Source organism: Arthrobacter sp. TS-15 (genome assembly GCF_006964045.1).
Taxonomy (GTDB): domain Bacteria; phylum Actinomycetota; class Actinomycetes; order Actinomycetales; family Micrococcaceae; genus Arthrobacter.
The window spans coordinates 28,971-45,912 of sequence record NZ_SDXQ01000017.1 but is presented as its reverse complement, the minus strand read 5'-3'; the positions used below and the strand labels follow the sequence as shown (position 1 = coordinate 45,912).

General features: G+C 63.6%; 12 protein-coding genes. 9 read left to right on the top strand and 3 right to left on the bottom strand.

Going from position 1 to position 16,942, the window contains the following annotated elements; all coding sequences use genetic code 11:
• Nucleotides 1–7: 7 nt before the first annotated feature.
• The 6 genes from EU811_RS06725 (at nucleotide 8) to EU811_RS06700 (ending at nucleotide 6,814) form a co-directional block, all read left to right on the top strand.
• Nucleotides 8–415 carry an L-rhamnose mutarotase gene (locus EU811_RS06725; protein WP_142937714.1) on the top strand — a complete coding sequence of 136 codons (408 nt, stop codon included), beginning with the start codon at nucleotides 8–10 and terminating at the stop codon, nucleotides 413–415.
• Nucleotides 412–1,578 (top strand): L-rhamnose isomerase, encoded by a 1,167-nt coding sequence (rhaI, locus tag EU811_RS06720; RefSeq protein ID WP_142937712.1) that lies wholly within the window; start codon nucleotides 412–414, stop codon nucleotides 1,576–1,578. Before EU811_RS06725 ends, rhaI begins: the two co-directional genes overlap by 4 nt.
• 2 nt (nucleotides 1,579–1,580) lie before the next feature.
• Nucleotides 1,581–3,620: a bifunctional aldolase/short-chain dehydrogenase gene (locus EU811_RS06715; protein WP_162520266.1), complete on the top strand. Its 2,040-nt coding sequence runs from the start codon at nucleotides 1,581–1,583 to the stop codon at nucleotides 3,618–3,620.
• 8 nt (nucleotides 3,621–3,628) lie between these two features.
• Nucleotides 3,629–5,140: a rhamnulokinase gene (locus tag EU811_RS06710; RefSeq protein WP_142937709.1), complete on the top strand. Its 1,512-nt coding sequence runs from the start codon at nucleotides 3,629–3,631 to the stop codon at nucleotides 5,138–5,140.
• 155 nt (nucleotides 5,141–5,295) lie between these two features.
• Nucleotides 5,296–5,727 (top strand): aspartate 1-decarboxylase, encoded by a 432-nt coding sequence (gene panD / locus EU811_RS06705; protein ID WP_178995752.1) that lies wholly within the window; start codon nucleotides 5,296–5,298, stop codon nucleotides 5,725–5,727.
• A gap of 160 nt (nucleotides 5,728–5,887) precedes the next feature.
• Complete coding sequence (locus EU811_RS06700; RefSeq protein WP_142937708.1) at nucleotides 5,888–6,814, top strand: AEC family transporter; 927 nt, start codon at nucleotides 5,888–5,890, stop codon at nucleotides 6,812–6,814.
• Nucleotides 6,815–6,834: 20 nt separating this feature from the next.
• Here the strand turns inward: EU811_RS06700 and EU811_RS06695 are convergent, their stop codons facing one another.
• The 3 genes from EU811_RS06695 to EU811_RS06685 form a co-directional block, all read right to left on the bottom strand.
• Entirely contained in the window at nucleotides 6,835–9,471 is a 2,637-nt protein-coding gene (locus EU811_RS06695) for a trehalase-like domain-containing protein (protein ID WP_142937706.1), read from the bottom strand.
• Between the two features lie 165 nt (nucleotides 9,472–9,636).
• Nucleotides 9,637–10,998, bottom strand: a complete 1,362-nt coding sequence (locus EU811_RS06690) for an aspartate aminotransferase family protein (protein WP_142937705.1) — start codon at nucleotides 10,996–10,998, stop codon at nucleotides 9,637–9,639.
• A 43-nt stretch (nucleotides 10,999–11,041) separates the two neighbouring features.
• The gene (locus EU811_RS06685) at nucleotides 11,042–12,529 is read right to left on the bottom strand and encodes a CoA-acylating methylmalonate-semialdehyde dehydrogenase (protein WP_142937704.1); all 1,488 of its coding nucleotides are present in this window, start codon (nucleotides 12,527–12,529) and stop codon (nucleotides 11,042–11,044) included.
• Between the two features lie 113 nt (nucleotides 12,530–12,642).
• Here EU811_RS06685 and EU811_RS06680 point away from each other — a divergent pair, with 113 nt between their 5' ends.
• The 3 genes from EU811_RS06680 to EU811_RS06670 all read left to right on the top strand — a co-directional run bounded on the left by EU811_RS06680 (nucleotide 12,643) and on the right by EU811_RS06670 (nucleotide 16,913).
• On the top strand, nucleotides 12,643–14,283 hold the full coding sequence (locus EU811_RS06680) for a PucR family transcriptional regulator (RefSeq protein ID WP_142937702.1): 1,641 nt from the start codon (nucleotides 12,643–12,645) through the stop codon (nucleotides 14,281–14,283).
• Nucleotides 14,284–14,312: 29 nt separating this feature from the next.
• Nucleotides 14,313–15,230 carry a LysR family transcriptional regulator gene (locus tag EU811_RS06675; RefSeq protein WP_142937701.1) on the top strand — a complete coding sequence of 306 codons (918 nt, stop codon included), beginning with the start codon at nucleotides 14,313–14,315 and terminating at the stop codon, nucleotides 15,228–15,230.
• Between the two features lie 339 nt (nucleotides 15,231–15,569).
• The gene (locus tag EU811_RS06670; protein WP_142937700.1) at nucleotides 15,570–16,913 is read left to right on the top strand and encodes an MFS transporter; all 1,344 of its coding nucleotides are present in this window, start codon (nucleotides 15,570–15,572) and stop codon (nucleotides 16,911–16,913) included.
• Nucleotides 16,914–16,942: the final 29 nt, after the last annotated feature.

Here is a 16,942-nt window from a genome sequence, read left to right as displayed (position 1 = left end):
TCCGAACATGAGGGTTTGTTTCCGCTCTTCAGTCCAGCCGGAACTGATGGCCGAGTACAAGCAGCGCCACGCCGCCGTATGGCCGGAGATGCTGTCCGCACTGAAAAACGCAGGGTGGAACAACTACTCCCTGTTCCTCGCTCCGGATGGCCAATTGATCGGCTACCTGGAATGCGAAGACTACGCAGAAGCGCAGGCCCGCATGGCAATCACTGAGGTTAACGCCCGCTGGCAGGCCGAGATGGCAACCTTGTTCGCCAACAGTGACCTCCCTCCAGACCAGGGCTTCGAAGTCATTGAAGAAGTTTTCAACCTTGAAGACCAGCTTGCCGCGGCGGACGACGTCACAGCCGCCGCCGGCGTCACACATATAGATAAAGACCCCGCCCACGAGTACCAAAAGGAACAAGCATGAACACCACAGAATCGGCCCTGGGCCGTCTAGGGGAACTGGCCATTGAAGTGCCGTCCTGGGCCTATGGGAATTCCGGGACCCGGTTCAAGGTCTTCGGCACCCCGGGTACACCGCGCACCGTTCAGGAAAAGATCGCCGACGCCGCCAAGGTTCACGAACTCACGGGGCTCGCTCCTACTGTGGCGCTGCACATTCCCTGGGACAAGGTTGATGACTACGCAGCGCTGCGTGAATACGCTGCAGGGTTGGGCGTCGGGCTGGGTACCATCAACTCCAACACCTTCCAGGATGACGAGTACAAGTTCGGCTCCTTGACGTCCTCCAACGAGTCCGTGCGTCGCCGGGCCATCGATCACCACCTGGAGTGCATCGAGATCATGCACGCCACCGGGTCCAGGGACCTGAAGATCTGGCTGGCTGACGGCACCAACTACCCGGGCCAGGACGATATCCGCGGCCGCCAGGACCGCCTGGCCGAGTCCCTCCAAGAGATCTACGCGGGCCTCGGTGACGAGCAGCGCCTGGTCCTGGAGTACAAGTTCTTCGAGCCCGCTTTCTACCACACCGATGTTCCGGACTGGGGAACCTCCTACGCGCAGACCCTTGCCCTGGGCGAGAAGGCGTTCGTCTGCCTGGACACCGGGCACCACGCCCCGGGTACCAACATCGAGTTCATCGTCATGCAGCTCCTGCGCCTGGGCAAGCTGGGTTCGTTCGACTTCAACTCCCGTTTCTACGCCGATGATGACCTGATTGTGGGCGCGGCTGATCCGTTCCAGCTGTTCCGCATCATGCACGAGGTCATCCGCGGCGGCGGCTTCGGCAAGGACTCCGGTGTCGCGCTGATGCTGGACCAGTGCCACAACCTCGAAGAGAAGATCCCGGGCCAGATCCGCTCGGTCCTGAACGTCCAGGAAATGACCGCCCGCGCCCTGCTCGTGGACACCGCAGCACTCTCCGAAGCACAGCGTGCCGGGGATGTCCTGGCCGCCAACGGCATCTTCAACGATGCCTTCTACACCGATGTCCGCCCGGTCCTGGCCGAGTGGCGCGAATCCCGCGGCCTGCCCGCCGATCCGATGGCCGCGTACAAGGCCAGCGGATACCAGAAGAAGATCAACGAGGACCGCGCAGGCGGCCAGCAAGCCGGATGGGGCGCCTAAGCATGACTACCAACACCACTGTTGAAGAACTGATTTCCCGTTCCAACCGACTCGGCGCGGACAAACGGAACACCAACTTCGCCGGCGGCAACACCTCCGCCAAGGGCACCGAGAAGGATCCTGTCACCGGCCAGGACGTTGAGCTCCTGTGGGTCAAAGGCTCCGGCGGCGACCTCGGCACTTTGAAGGCTGAGAACCTCGCAGTACTCCGGCTGGACCGACTGCAGGCGCTCAAGTCCGTTTACCCCGGCGTCGAGCGTGAAGACGAAATGGTGGCCGCGTTCGATTACTGCCTGCACGGAAAGGGCGGCGCTGCGCCGTCCATTGATACGGCCATGCACGGGCTCGTGGACGCTGCGCACGTTGACCACCTGCACCCTGACTCGGGGATTGCCATCGCGACGGCGGTGGACGGCGAAGCCCTGACCTCCAAGGTCTTCGGCGACAAAGTGGTGTGGGTTCCCTGGCGCCGCCCCGGATTCCAGCTCGGCCTGGACATCGCGGCGATCAAGGAAGCCAACCCGCAGGCCATCGGAACCATCCTGGGCGGCCACGGCATCACCGCCTGGGGCGCCACCAGCGAAGAAGCAGAGGCCAACTCGCTCTGGATCATTGACCAGGCCGAGAACTACATCAAGGACAATGGCAAGACCGAACCCTTCGGCGCCAAGCTCCCCGGCTACGGCGCCCTGCCGGAGACCGAGCGCAGGGCCAAGGCAGCCGCCCTCGCTCCCGTGATCCGCGGCTTGGCTTCCACGGACAAGCCGCAGCTGGGGCACTTCAGTGATGACGCCGTCGTGCTTGAATTCCTTGAGTCCGCAGAGCACCCGCGCCTCGGCGCGCTGGGCACCTCCTGCCCGGACCACTTCCTACGCACCAAGGTCAAACCGCTGGTCCTGGACCTGCCGGCCGGCGCCACCATCGAGGAGTCAACCAACCGCCTCAAGGAACTGCACGCCGCGTACCGCGAGGACTACCAGGCCTACTACGACCGGCACGCTGACGAAAACAGCCCGGCCCTCCGCGGTGCGGACCCGGCAATCGTGCTGGTCCCCGGCGTGGGCATGTACTCCTTCGGCAAGGACAAGCAGACCGCACGCGTGGCCGGCGAGTTCTACATCAACGCCATCAACGTGATGCGCGGCGCCGAGGCCATCTCCACCTACGCCCCGATCGAGGAATCCGAGAAATTCCGCATCGAGTACTGGGCCTTGGAAGAAGCCAAGCTCGCCCGCATGCCCAAGCCCAAGTCCCACGCCACCCGCATCGCGCTGGTGACCGGAGCGGCGTCGGGCATTGGCAAGGCGATCGCCACCCGTCTGGCGTCCGACGGCGCGTGCGTCGTGATTGCCGACCTCAACCTTGAGAACGCGCAAAAGGTCGCCGAGGAACTGGGCGGTTCCGACGTCGCCATCGGCGTCCAGGCCGACGTGACCGACGAAGCCCAGATCGCTGCTGCCATCCAGGAAGCCGTGCTCGCGTTCGGTGGCCTGGACCTGGTAGTCAACAACGCCGGCCTGTCTATTTCGAAGCCGCTGCTGGAGACCACGGAGAAGGACTGGGACCTGCAGCACAACGTCATGGCCAAGGGCTCGTTCCTGGTGTCCAAGGCCGCGGCCAAGGTCATGATCGAGCAGGGCCTGGGCGGAGACATCATCTACATCTCCTCCAAGAACTCCGTGTTCGCCGGCCCCAACAACATCGCCTACTCCGCCACCAAGGCAGACCAGGCCCACCAGGTCCGTCTCCTTGCCGCCGAATTGGGCGAGTACGGCGTCCGGGTCAACGGCATCAACCCCGACGGCGTAGTCCGCGGCTCCGGCATCTTCGCCGGCGGCTGGGGCGCCAAGCGAGCAGCCGTGTACGGCGTGGACGAGCAGGAACTGGGCAAGTACTACGCCCAGCGCACGCTCCTTAAGCGCGAAGTCCTCCCGGAACACGTCGCCAACGCCGCGTCCGTGCTCACCAGCAACGAGCTCTCCCACACCACCGGCCTCCACATCCCCGTGGACGCCGGCGTGGCAGCAGCCTTCCTCCGCTAGGACCAACAGTGACCCACGGAACCACCGTGAACACCGCCCCGGCACACGCCGGGGCGGTGTCCGCTCCCACAGCCCCCAACACAGTGTTCGCCGCCATCGACATCGGAGCCTCCTCGGGCCGCGTCATGCTGGGCCGCGTCTCCCCCTCCACAGGCGTCTCCCTTGAGACGATCCACCGCTTCCCCAACGGCGTCGTAGAGCTCGACGGCGGCCTCCACTGGGACTTCGACGCCCTCTTCGCAGAGGTACTCAAGGGACTGACGGCCGCCGCTTGCGTGGCGGCCACGAACGGCGAGCACATCACCAGCATCGGCATCGACACCTGGGCTGTGGACTACGGATTGGTGAACGACGCCGGTGAACTCACCTCGGTTCCGTTCAGCTACCGGGACGAGCGCAGCCGGGCCACGGTGCAGCGGGTGCATGCAGCCGTTCCGCCGGAAAAGCTGTACGCCACCACCGGCTTGCAATATCTGCAGTTCAACACGATCTACCAGCTCGCTGCCGAACCGCATTTGGAAGGGCTGCAGGCTCTGCTGATCCCGGACCTGATCGCTTTCCTGCTGACAGGTGAGCGCAGGACCGAGGCCACCAACGCGTCCACCACGGGACTCTTCGATGCCGTGAAAGGTGAGTGGGCAACAGAATTCCTGGACGCGCTGGGCCTGCCCCGGAACGTCTTCCCTCCACTGGTCCAGCCCGGAGAAACTGTGGGCACACTGCTCCCGGGGATCCTGGAGCGGACCGGCCTGCCCGCTGACACCACAGTGGTGGCTGTCGGCTCGCACGACACAGCCTCGGCCGTCGCAGCCGTTCCCGCCCGGGAACAGGACTTCGCTTACATCTCCTCCGGCACATGGTCGCTGGTAGGAGTGGAACTGAACAAGCCTGTGCTGACTGAAACAAGCCGCAAGGCCAACTTCACCAACGAACGCGGCGTGGACGGCACCATCCGGTACCTGCGAAACGTAGGCGGCCTGTGGCTGCTCAGCGAATGTCAGAGGGCTTGGGCTGCGCAGGGGTTCAGCCAATCACTGCCGGCATTGTTGGACTCAGCTGCGGCGCTGCCTGAGGGCGGCCCACAGATCAACGCCGACGACCCCGCCTTCACCGCCCCGGACAACATGCCGGACCGCATCCGCGCAGCCGTGCGCAACACAGGTGCGCTGCTCGCAGACCGTCCTGCCGCCGTCGTGCGTTGCATCATGGACAGCCTCGCGGCCGGCTACGCTCGCACACTGGCCGACGCCGAACGGCTCACCGGCCGCAGCGTGGACGTGGTGCACATTGTGGGCGGCGGTTCGCAGAACCGGCTTCTGTGCCAGCTCACCGCGAATGCCACCGGAAAGCCTGTGGTTTCAGGACCTGTCGAAGCCACCGCGCTGGGCAACGTGCTGGTGCAGGCGCGTGCTGCCGGTGTGGTGGATGGCGGACTGGACCAGCTGCGTAAGCTGGCTGCCGCCGGAACGGAGCTGGCGCGCTACGAGCCGGCCCCTGAGGTCAGCGGCGTGGCCTTCTGACCCTCATTGGCAAGAGGATGGCCGCGAAACAACCCGCAGGGGTTGCTTTGCGGCCATCCATCGTTCAATCAAGGTCAGGAAGCCACACCGCCATCGGCCGAACGTCTGGTACGTCACAGCGCCGGATGAGGGTGCCGCGGTAAACTGATCGCATTATGATCCGCACAATGTTCAAGTCCAAGATCCACCGCGCGACGGTGACCCACGCCGACCTCCACTACGTCGGTTCCGTCACTGTCGACCTGGACCTCCTGGACGCGGCCGACATCCTTCCCGGCGAGCTCGTCTCCATTGTGGACGTCACCAACGGCGCCCGGCTGGAGACGTACACCATTGCCGGCGAGCGCGGTTCCGGCGTGATCGGGATCAACGGGGCGGCCGCCCATATGGTCCACGTTGGCGATACCGTCATCCTCATCACCTACGCCGAGATGACCACGGAAGAAGCCCGGACATACGAGCCCAGGGTTGTCCACGTGGGCAAGGACAACAAGATCCTGCAGCTCGGCAACGATCCCGCAGAGGGCCATACTCCCGGGCTCATGCGCCCGCCGCACGCACTCAGTAACGCGGCGCACCTCAGCTAAGTCTCTACAGCAACGCTCGACGTCGGCACTCACCGGAGGGCCGACGTCGAGTGCGTTGTGAGTCCGTATGACGGAACTCTCGGCAGAAAACGCTTACTCGAACGGCGGTTCTGGCTAGGCTGGGAACCGTGACCCAGCAAACCACCGCCCGCACAGCGCCATGATCGGCGTCCTTTCCGGGTTCTTCGTGGTGTGGGCCATCATCCTGGTGGGCATGTTCGTTGGACGCCGGAACATCCTGGGTGAGAACGCCCGGTCCGTCCTAAGCTCGCTGACCTTCTTCGTGGCGAGTCCGGCGCTCCTGTTCGAGACCTTGAGCAAAGCCAAACTGCATGACGTCTTCGCCGCCCCGTTGCTGGTAACTGCCGTGGGCGCTGTGGTGACGGGCCTGCTGTTCTTCCTGATGGTGAAGTTCTGGCTCAAACGAACCATGCCGGAAGCCCTCATGTCCTCCATGAGCGCGTCCCTGGCCAACTCGGCCAACCTGGGCATCCCCATCGCCGTGTTCGTGCTGGGTGACGCCAGCTATGTGGCTCCCCTGTTGATCTTCCAGCTGGCGTTCTTCACGCCGATGTACCTGATGGCCCTGGACGCCAGCACCAGCTCGCACCGCACCACTCCCGTGCGTTTCCTGCTGATGATCGTGAAGAACCCCATGATCGTGGGCTCAGCGCTGGGGCTTCTGGTGGCGGGCACTGGATTCCAGGTCCCCACACTGATTTTGGAGCCCATCCACCTCATTGGCGGCGCAGCGATTCCGGCCATGCTGATGTCTTTCGGCATGAGCTTGAACGGGTCCAAGCCACTGCAAAAAGCCGCAGGCCGGAGGTTGGATACCTTGTTGGCCAGCGGATTCAAGCTGGTTGTCCATCCCCTGATCGCCTACTTGTTCGCGCGCTTCGCGTTGGGCATGGATGGTCACGCGTTGTTTGCCGTGGTGGTCACTTCGGCCCTGCCCACGGCCCAAAATGTGTTCGTTGCAGCCAACCGCTACCAAGCGGGAATCACCGTGGCCAAGGACACCGTGCTGATCACCACCATCGTGGCTGTGCCGGCCATGATCGCCGTGGCGCTGCTGCTCACTTAGCTGTGCCGCCCAAGCGAGGGTTACTCCACGTCCGCGCTGGCCAGGTAGTAGTCCAAGAGCTGGGCGCAGCGGATGAAGCCCAGATGCGAGTAAGCCTGAGGATGGTTGCCCAGATGTGTTTCCGTGCCGGGATCGTACTCCTCCGGCAACAGGCCAGTGGGTCCGAACAGTGCCACCAACTGATTGAACAACTCCAAGGCATCATCCAAGCGGCCAACAGCCAGGTACGCCTCGATCAGCCAAGTGGTGCAAATGTGGAAGCCACCCTCCAAACCCGGCAGCCCGTCGTCGTACCTGTATCGGAAAACGGTGGGTCCCACGCGCAACTCGCGTTCAACCGCCGTGACGGTATCCAGGAAGCGCTGGTCCTGGACATCCAGCAGGCCCGAGAGCCCGATGTGCAGGACCGCGGCATCCAGGTCAGGGCTGTCGTAGGCCACAGTGTAAGAAGCTGCGGACTCATCCCAGCCCTCGCGAAGGACTTCCTCCCGGATGGTTGCGGCAGTGACGGCCCAGTCCGCATGAGGCAAGCGCCCATGCAGGGCGGCGGCCCGGAGGGCCCTGTCCAGCGTCACCCAGCACATCACTTTGGTGTAGACGTGATGCCTGGGGGCCCGTCGTGCTTCCCAAATCCCGTGGTCAGGTTCATGCCAGCGGGCCAGCACCGCATGGGCCATCTGCTCCATCAGGAACCAGTGTTGTTCGGGCAGGAACCCGCGGCGTTCAGCAAGATCGTGGATCAGATCGGCGATGGGCCCGAACACATCCAGCTGCACCTGGTGGTCCGCCGCGTTGCCGATGCGCACCGGTCGTGACCCCGCATAGCCGGGCAGGCTTTCCACAATTGCCTCCGTGGAGAGCGGCGCACCCGTCACCGAGTACAGAGGGTGCAGCCACTCGGGCCCCGGCGCATTTTGAAGGATGCGGTCCAGCCAGGCAAGGAACCCGTCGGCCTCCTGCGTGGAGCCCAACGACACCAGGGAATTCACGGTCATGGACCCGTCACGCAGCCAGCAGTAGCGGTAATCCCAGTTTCGAGTCCCGCCGATACCCTCAGGCAAGGAGGTGGTGGGCGCGGCCAACACGGCGCCGGTGGGCTCATGAACAAGCGACTTCAGCACCAACGCGGAGCGGCGCACCAATGATGTTTTGATGGTGGGCAGCTGCAGTGCCTTGATCCAGTCACGGGAGGACTGCCCGACGGCGGTGCGCCGGTTTGGTTCGCCGCCCGGGTCCGCGGGTGGCGGCTCGGTGTCACCGCAGCGAAGGTTCAACACCACGGGGCCCTGGTTGAGTGGAACCTCTGCGGTGGCCGTGGCGTATTTGCCGTCGCTGGTAATCCGGAACGAAACCCCGGGTGCGGAGAGGATGATCGGATCCGAAGTACCCATGATATGGACCTCGTCGCCCCGGACCTCCATGCTGAACGGCGCGTTGGCGTAGTCCGGCCTGGGCGCGAACACCACGCGCGCAGAGCCCGTCCCGGAGAGCACCCGCACCAGGCTGGTGATCCCTTCGGGTGCAGGTTCCAAGTAGTCGGTCACCGTCACGTCAGCCCAGCGCGTCTCCACGATCATGGTGTTATCCACATACCGCTGAGCCAGCACCTGCGATGGCTTCACCGGTTCTATGCTGAAGTGACCGGCGGGTTCACCGCCAAGAATGTGGGCAAATATGGATCCGGAATCCGGAAGGGGGTGACTCATCCAGCAGACTTTGGCGTCCGGGGTCAGCAATGCTGTGGAGCTCCCGTTGCCGATCATGGAATGCCGTTCCAGCCCCACCGCATCTTCGCCAAACAGCCATGCCCGTCTGAGTTCGAACAGCAACGCCAGTACGCGCGCAAAGGCTTCCGGGTCAGCGATGGTGTGCGCCGCCGTCGTATCCCCGGAACCCACATGAAGGCCGAGGTCCGGTCCGCGCAGGGTGGCGATTGCTTTTTCGTCGCTCTCGGCGTCACCGGCGTACAGCGCGGCACTTACCCCGAGCCGTGCACGTAGCTGCTCAAGCGCCTGGCCTTTGGCCGGCTCTTCCACGGTGAGGTCCAGGACGGAGCCGTCGATGATGAAGTAGAGCCCGAACTCGATGGCGATCTTCTGCGAAAGGAAAACCACCCTGTCCACTACCTCGGGTGTGGCCGGCCGGGTATGCACCGCTACCCCCACGGGCTTGCGGACAATGCTGATGCCCTTCTCAAAGCCCACCGCCTCGGTCAGCGCCGTAGCCACGTGTTGGAGCAACTGTTCCGTGGCCAGCGAAAGGGTGTAGGCGTAGCCCATGTCGAACTCCACACCGTGGGAACCCACCAGATGAACCTCGGCCGGAAGCCGCGAAACCGCTGCAAGATCCCGCAAGGAGCGTCCGGAAATGATGGCCGTGTGAGTATTGGGCAAGGCTGCGAGCGCACGGAGCGCCACCGCCGCGCTATCCAACGGCAGCGTTTCGGTGGAAACCCCCTCGGCGGAGCAAAGTGTTCCACCGTAGTTGCACGCCACCAGCAGGCCTGGGACGCGGGCGAGTTCCCTGAGTTCTGCAAAAAGCTGCGGCGTGATGCCATTCTCCGCGTCAGATTGGAGAACGGTACGGAGGAGGCCAAGCGGGAGAGACTTCATGAGCAGCGCCGAGTCGGCTACTGCTTGGTTCAGGTGCGTAGGCATGGCGGATCCTTCCGGGGCGGATAGCTACAGTTTCCGCCCTTCCGGTTTCGCTTGACTACCTAGTAAGTTGCAAATGCGTAAAGTTTTTCCTTGGATTTATCCCCCGGCAGGTCCCGCTCCCCGAACGCCACCACCGGCTCGGGAAACGGGACTGTTGCAGCACGGCTACTCCGCGAACGTGTCCGCGATGTCCAGGACGTCGTCCAGGATCGCCAGACCCGCACGGGCATCCTCAGCACTGATGTTGCAGGGCGGAACCACGTGGATGCGGTTGAAGTTGGCGAAGGGGATGAGACCGCGTGACTTGCAGGCCGCCACGAGTTGGTTCATTTCGGGGCTGGAAGAACCATAAGGAGCCAGTGGTTCGCGGGTGGCGCGGTCCTTGACCAGCTCGATGGCCCAGAAAACACCCCGGCCCCGCACTTCGCCCACGGAGCGGTGGCGTTGGGCGAATCCGGCGAGCGCCGGGCCGATCACGTCGGTGCCCAGGTTTGCCGCGTGCTGCACCATGCCTTCGCGTTCCATGGCGTTGATGGTGGCCACTGCGGCCGCGGTAGCCAGGGGGTGGCCTGAGTAGGTCAGCCCGCCGGGATAGGCGCGTGTACCGAAAGTGGCTGCGATTTCCGGGCTGATGGCAACGCCACCAAGCGGTACGTAGCCGGAGTTCACTCCTTTCGCGAAGGTGATGAGGTCCGGGACAACGTCAAAATGCTCGACGGCGAACCACTTGCCGGTGCGTCCGAAGCCGGCCATGACCTCGTCGGCGATGAGGACTATTCCGTGCTTGGTGCACAGTTCCCGCACACCCTGCATGTATCCGGCCGGAGGAACGTAGATCCCCGCCGTTCCGGGGATGCTCTCCAACATGATGGCCGCGATGCTGGAGGGGCCTTCGAACTCGATCAGCTGTTCCAGGTGCTCCAAGGCGCGCTGGGCTTCTTCTGCCTCGGTGGTGGAGTGGAATGCCGTGCGGTAGAGGTATGGCGGGAAGAAGTGGATGGTGCCCGTGGAGCCGTTGTCGCTGGCCCACCGCCGTGGGTCTCCGGTGATGTTAACGGCTAAGTGCGTTCCGCCATGGTACGAGCGGTAGGCGGAGAGGACCTTGTGGCGGCCCGTGTGCAAGCGGGCCATCCGGACGGCGTGCTCGTTGGCGTCCGCTCCGCCGTTGGTGAAGAAGATCCTGTCCAGCTCCCCCGGGGTTCGCTCGGCGATCAACCGTGCGGCTTCGGATCGGGCGTCGTTGACGTAGCTGGGAGCAATAGTGCACAGCTTGGCTGCCTGTGCGGCGATTGCTGCGACGACGGCAGGGTGCTGGTGCCCGATGTTGGTGTTGACCAGCTGGGAAGAGAAGTCCAGGTACTTGTTGCCCTCACCGTCCCAAACGTGTGAGCCCTCTGCGGCTGTGATGACCATGGGATCCAGGGTGTCCTGTGCGGACCAGGAGTGGAAGACGTGTTTGCGGTCCAACTCGTAGGCGCGCTGGGCTGCCTCACGATCCGTCTGCTGCGGTTCAAGAATGGCGGTCATGATGGTTTTCCTGACGTCGTCTCTGAGTAGTTCGGGGGAACGCTTAGGAGTTTTGCGGGAAACCGAGGTTGATCCCGCCGTGGCTGGGATCCAGCCAGCGGGTGGTGACGGCTTTGCCCCGGGTGAAGAAGCCCACTCCTTCAGAACCGTGGGCGTGGGTGTCTCCGAACAGGGAGTTCTTCCATCCGCCAAACGAGTAGTAGGCCATGGGCACCGGGACGGGGACGTTGATGCCAACCATTCCCACCTCAACCTCATTTTCGAAGCGGCGGGCGGCACCGCCGTCGTTCGTGAAAATCGCGGTGCCGTTGCCGTACGGGTTGGCGTTGATGGTGGCCAGGGCGTCGTCGTAGCTGTCCACCCGCACCACTGAGAGCACCGGGCCGAAGATCTCTTCCTGGTAGATGGACATGTCCGTGGTGACGTGATCGAACAGGGTGGGGCCTACGAAGAAGCCGTCGCCTTCGGAGTCGGGAACTACGCTGCGACCGTCGACGACGAGCGTGGCACCTGCCGCTTCACCGGCGTCGACGTATCCGGACACCTTGTCCCTGTGCTGGGAGGTCACCAGCGGGCCCATATCGCAACCTCGCAGTCCATCGCCGGTGCGCAGCGAGCGGGCACGGTCAGCGATTTTATCCACCAAAGCATCAGCGATGTCGCCGACGGCCAGCAGCGCCGAGACAGCCATGCACCGTTCACCGGCCGAACCGAACCCGGCGTTGACGGCGGCGTCGGCGGCGAGGTCAAGATCGGCGTCGGGCAGGACAATCATGTGGTTCTTCGCGCCGCCCAAGGCTTGGACCCGCTTGCCGTGGGCGGTGGCGGTCTCGTAGACGTACTTGGCAATCGGGGTGGATCCCACAAAGGAAACGGCCTTGACGTCGGGGTGTGTCAGCAGGGTATCCACCGCTACTTTGTCACCGTGAAGGACGTTGAAGACGCCGTCGGGAAGGCCGGCTTCCTTCCAGAGCTCGGCCACCCAGTTGACGGCCGTGGGGTCCTTCTCGCTGGGCTTGATGATCACGGTGTTGCCTGCCGCGATGGCGATGGGGAAGAACCACATGGGGACCATTGCCGGGAAGTTGAACGGGCTGATGATTGCCACGGGACCCAGCGCTTGCCGGATGGAGTGGATGTCCACCTTGGTGGAGGCGTTTTCGGTGTAGCTGCCCTTGAGCAGGTGCGGAATACCGCAGGCGAACTCCACCACTTCCTGGCCGCGGCTTACTTCGCCCAGGGCGTCGTCCAGGACCTTGCCATGCTCGGAGGTGATGATCGCGGCGAGCTCGTCCTTGCGGGAGTTGAGGAGCTCACGGAAAGCGAAAAGAACCTGGGTTCGGCGGGCCAGGGAGGTATCGCGCCACGCCGGGAAGGCCGCTTTGGCGGCGGCGACTGCGGTGTTTCCGTCCTCCACGCTGGCCAGGGCAACCTGCCCGGTGACCTTACCCGTGGCCGGGTTGGTAACGGGAGCGGTGCGGTCTCCGGCCGGGACGTAGCTGCCGTTGATCCAGTGCTCGATGGTGTTCAAGAGTTCTCCTTGGTGCGGGGTGATGTGAAGGCTGGATTCAGTCTGTCCGGCGTTCAGCAGCCGCAGTAGGGCCTATGTGTAAGAGAATTCCTTGAGAGCCTTACACTGTGTAAATGCTGCCCACTGTTCGCGCCGTCCTTGAGCTTCCCGTGTTGCGGGCCGCCGTACCCACCGTTCTTGGCGGTACTGACCGCTTGGAGGCGCCCGTTCGCTGGGTGCACGTCAGCGAAATTCTCGACGTCGGCGGCCTGCTGTCCGGCGGGGAATTGGTGCTGACCACAGGACTGGAGTTGGAGAAGTCCCCGGAAGAGTCGGCGTCGTTCATCTCTTCGCTGGAGGCCGCCGGAGCGGCCGGACTGATTGTGGAACTCATTGGCCAGCGCCCCCGCAGCCGCAGGGCCCTGGAGAAAGCGGCCCGCTCCGCCTCCATGCCCGTGGTTGTGGTGGAGCATCGGGTGCGCTTTGTCCAGGTCACGGAGATTGTGCACAGGATGATCGTGGCTGAACAACTGGAGCGTGTGGAACGTGCCCGCGACGTCCATGAGGCCTTCACCGTGCTGAGCTTGGAAAGTGCCGACACCCAACGTGTGGTGGAGCAAGCGGCCTCCATGATCGGTGCATCGGTAGTGCTGGAGGACCTCTCACACCTGGTTCTTGCCTATGCCGGGCAGCGCGTATCCACCACGGATCTTCTGAACGACTGGGAGCGGCGATCCCGGACCACCCCCTTCCCTGCCCACACCGCACGATCCGGACCGGAACAGTGGCTCCAGGCGGCAGTGGGAGTACGGCAACAAGTGTGGGGCAGGTTGGTAGTGCCTATGCCACCCGCCGATTTGGACGCTGATCAGGACATGGCCATCATGGTTCTGGAACGGGCGGCCCAGACCCTGGCCATCAACCGATTGGCGGAACGCGATCAGCGCGAGCTCAGCCACCATGCGCAAGCCGGACTCCTGAACGCACTCCGCCAACCCCGTGGGCTCAGCGAAGCAGAAGCATTGGCACGCGCCGGTTCCTTGGGGTTGAAGCGATCCTCCTACTATGTGCCGCTCGTATTCAGGACTGCCCTCACAGCATGGGGTTCGCCCATCCTTTCCGGCGACCCCTTCGCCGGCCAGCAGGACGAGCGCGAACTCTTGGAGAGGCTGGCCAAAGCATTGAAGTCCAGCGCCGGCACAGCGTTGGCGGCAAGCATCCAGTCCGGTTCAGTAGGAATGATCCTTTCCCTCCCCGCCCGGCAGCAGGAGGAACCGACGCTCCACATCCTCGCGGAGGCAGCCGCCGGCCCGGCTGACGACACACCCCCCGGCTGGATCATCGGAGTTGGCCGTCTGCAGCCAACGCTCTTGGAGGCCGCAGCGGGCATCGACGAAGCAGCGCATGTGGCCGAAAGCGCCGCCACGCTCCGGGATACGGGCAAGCCCTACTTCCGGGCTACCGACGTGCGCCTCCGCGGGCTGCTGGCTCTCTTGCGCAAGGATCCCCGCGTTCAGCAATTCGTGGAGTCGGAGTTGTCCGCCGTCCTCCAAGCGGACGCCGAAGGCAAAGGCGAATACCTGGACCTGCTGGGACGGTACCTCGGATCCGGTGGCAACAAGGCCGCCATGGCACGCAGTGGCTACCTGAGCCGGCCCACTCTTTACGCCAGGCTCAGGAAACTCGAGGATCTGCTGGGGGTGGATTTGGAGGACGCGGAATCGCGGACCTCACTGCACGTGGCGCTCCTGGCACACCTCATCCGGGGGCAGTGACGTCTCGCTGTTGATGGCACCATGGACAGATGGCCAAGCCCTTCACCCTGACGCAACTTCGGTACTTCGCCGTGGTGGCCGAACTCGAGAACATGACAGCTGCCGCCCAGCGGCTCATGGTGACGCAGTCTGCCCTGTCGGCTGCCATGGCTCAGCTGGAAGCAAGCCTGGCTACGCAGTTGTTCGTGCGCCACAAGTCCCGCGGTTTGCGGTTGACGCAGAGCGGCCGCCAATTCGCCCAGGACATCAAGTCCTTCCTGGAGCAGGCAGATTCGCTGTATGAGTCGGCGCGGGGACTTTCCACCACGCTGGTAGGTGAGTTGAAAGTGGGCGTTTTTGCCCCCTTGGCGCCTTTCCGTCTTCCCGCCATCCTGCAGACCTTCGAAACCCGGCATCCCGGCGTCGAAGTTTCCATTCTGGAGGCGGACCTGGCCACGTTGCAGGACGCGCTGATGGATGGCCGCTGCGATGTTGCCCTCACTTACGGGCTGGGTCTTGGCAAGGGGTTCGCCTACAAGGTGGTGGAGCGGGTTCCGCCGCACATCCTGGTCCACCAGGGTCATCCGGCGGCGGGGCGCCCGGAACGCGAAATTGCCCTGAAACAGCTCGACGGCGAGCCTTCCGTGGTGTTGGACCTCCCGCACAGCCGGGAGTACTACGAGCAGTTGTATGCCACAGCAGGGGTAGTCCAGAACGTCCGCCATCGATTTGCCGGCTACGAGACGGTCCGCTCGTTTGTTGCCAAGGGTCACGGCTATGCCATCCTCAACCAGCGCCTGCACAGCGACGTGACCTACTCGGGCGGCAAGGTGGTCCCGTTGGCATTGACGGACGCTTTCCCCCCGATCGAGGTGATGCTGGTCAGGCCGGAGGGTGTCCAGGCCACCAAGCGCGTCCTCGCTTTCGAAGAGACCTGCCTGACCTTGTACGGAGCTGCCCGCGACTAGGTTTCGCTCCAGCTTCTATCAAATAAATCGATCGCAGAATCAAAAACAATCAATTGGACAGATGTGACGCGGGTCACCGATGGTTGAACAAGTCCGGCATCGACATCAGCGCGGAAGACCCCCAGGTCCCCGCCACTGCAGGAAAGTCGCCCTGGCCGGACCCCGGTTTGCCATCCTGATCAGAGGAGATTCGATGGTGCAGAACAGCGTCGAAAATGTCCGCGCGGTTTCCCCGCATGGCCCCGTCAGCAATAACCAGGCAATAATCGCCCACATCATTTCCCATAGCCGAAACACTGAATCGGCAACAGGAAACCTGAGCAACCTAGCGTGGCAGTCATGACCCTCAACAAGCTCGCCGCACACGAATCGGCCAAAGATCCAGCGGCCTCGGCGCCCTCCACCAGTGACAAGTCCACAACCATGCAGAAGCGTGTTCTGGCAGGCGGCAGCGTCGGTCAGTTCATCGAATTCTACGACTTCACCCTCTACGGCCTCACAGCTGTGGTGTTCTCCCAACTCTTCTTCCCGGGCAGCAACCCGCTGACAGCCATGCTCGCTACGTTCGCGACGTTCGGCGTGGCTTTCGTGGTCCGCCCCCTCGGCGGCCTGTTCTTCGGTGCACTGGGTGATCGGATCGGTCGGCGGCGCGTCCTCACCATCACCCTCATAGCGATCGGCGGAGCCACTGCCCTCATGGGACTGCTCCCCACCTACGCTCAAATCGGAGCTTGGGCACCGGCCCTCCTGGTGCTCTGCCGGCTTATCCAAGGATTCTCCGCGGGTGGCGAATCTGTTGGCGCCCCGTCCTTCGTGTTCGAACACGCGCCCGTGAGCAAACGTGGCTTCTGGCTCAACATCACCATCGCGGCAACAGCGCTGCCCTCTGTGGTGGCAGGTTCCATGATCCTGATCCTCAGCCAGTCCATGCCCAACTCAGCATTCATGGAATGGGGATGGCGCCTTCCGTTCCTGCTGGCCCTCCCCCTTGCCTTGTTTGGAGTGTGGATTCGCAGCCGTACCGAAGAAAGCGATGTCTTCAAAGAGGCACAATCCGGTCAGACCAAGGAATTCAGCCCCATCCGCGAGGCTTTCCGCGAAAACAAGCTCCGCATGGTGCAGGTCATCTTCGTCATGGGCCTGACAGCCATGGGATTCTACTTCCTCTCTGCCTACTTCGTTTCATATGTCCAGACCACAGGAAAGCTCAGCCGCGAGCAGTCGCTGATGGTCAACGCCGCAGCACTGGCACTGTATGCCGTACTCCTGCCGATCGGCGGACGAATCGGGGATCGTTTCGGCCGCAAGCCAATGTTGATTGCTGGTTCCGCTGCCTTGGCTTTGCTGTCCATACCGAGCTTCATGCTGGTCACCAGCGGCAGCCTGCCCCTGGCATTGCTCGGCCAGTCCATCTTCGTGGTGGCACTGTGCATCTACGGCGGCGGCTGCTACACGTTCTTCGTCGAGATCTTCACCACAAAAACACGCTTCACCTCGGCCGCGGTTAGTTATAACGGCGCCTATGCGATCTTCGGCGGCACCGCTCCACTCATCGGCACGGCTTTGGTAGGCGCTACTGGAGTACCGCACGCGCCGGGCCTCTACATGGCGGCAGCTGCCGCCGTCGTGCTTCTCCTGATCCTCTTCACCAAGGTGCCCGAGACCCGCGGCCGAATGGGCTGACGCACACCGCACCCACCGCATTCCACAGC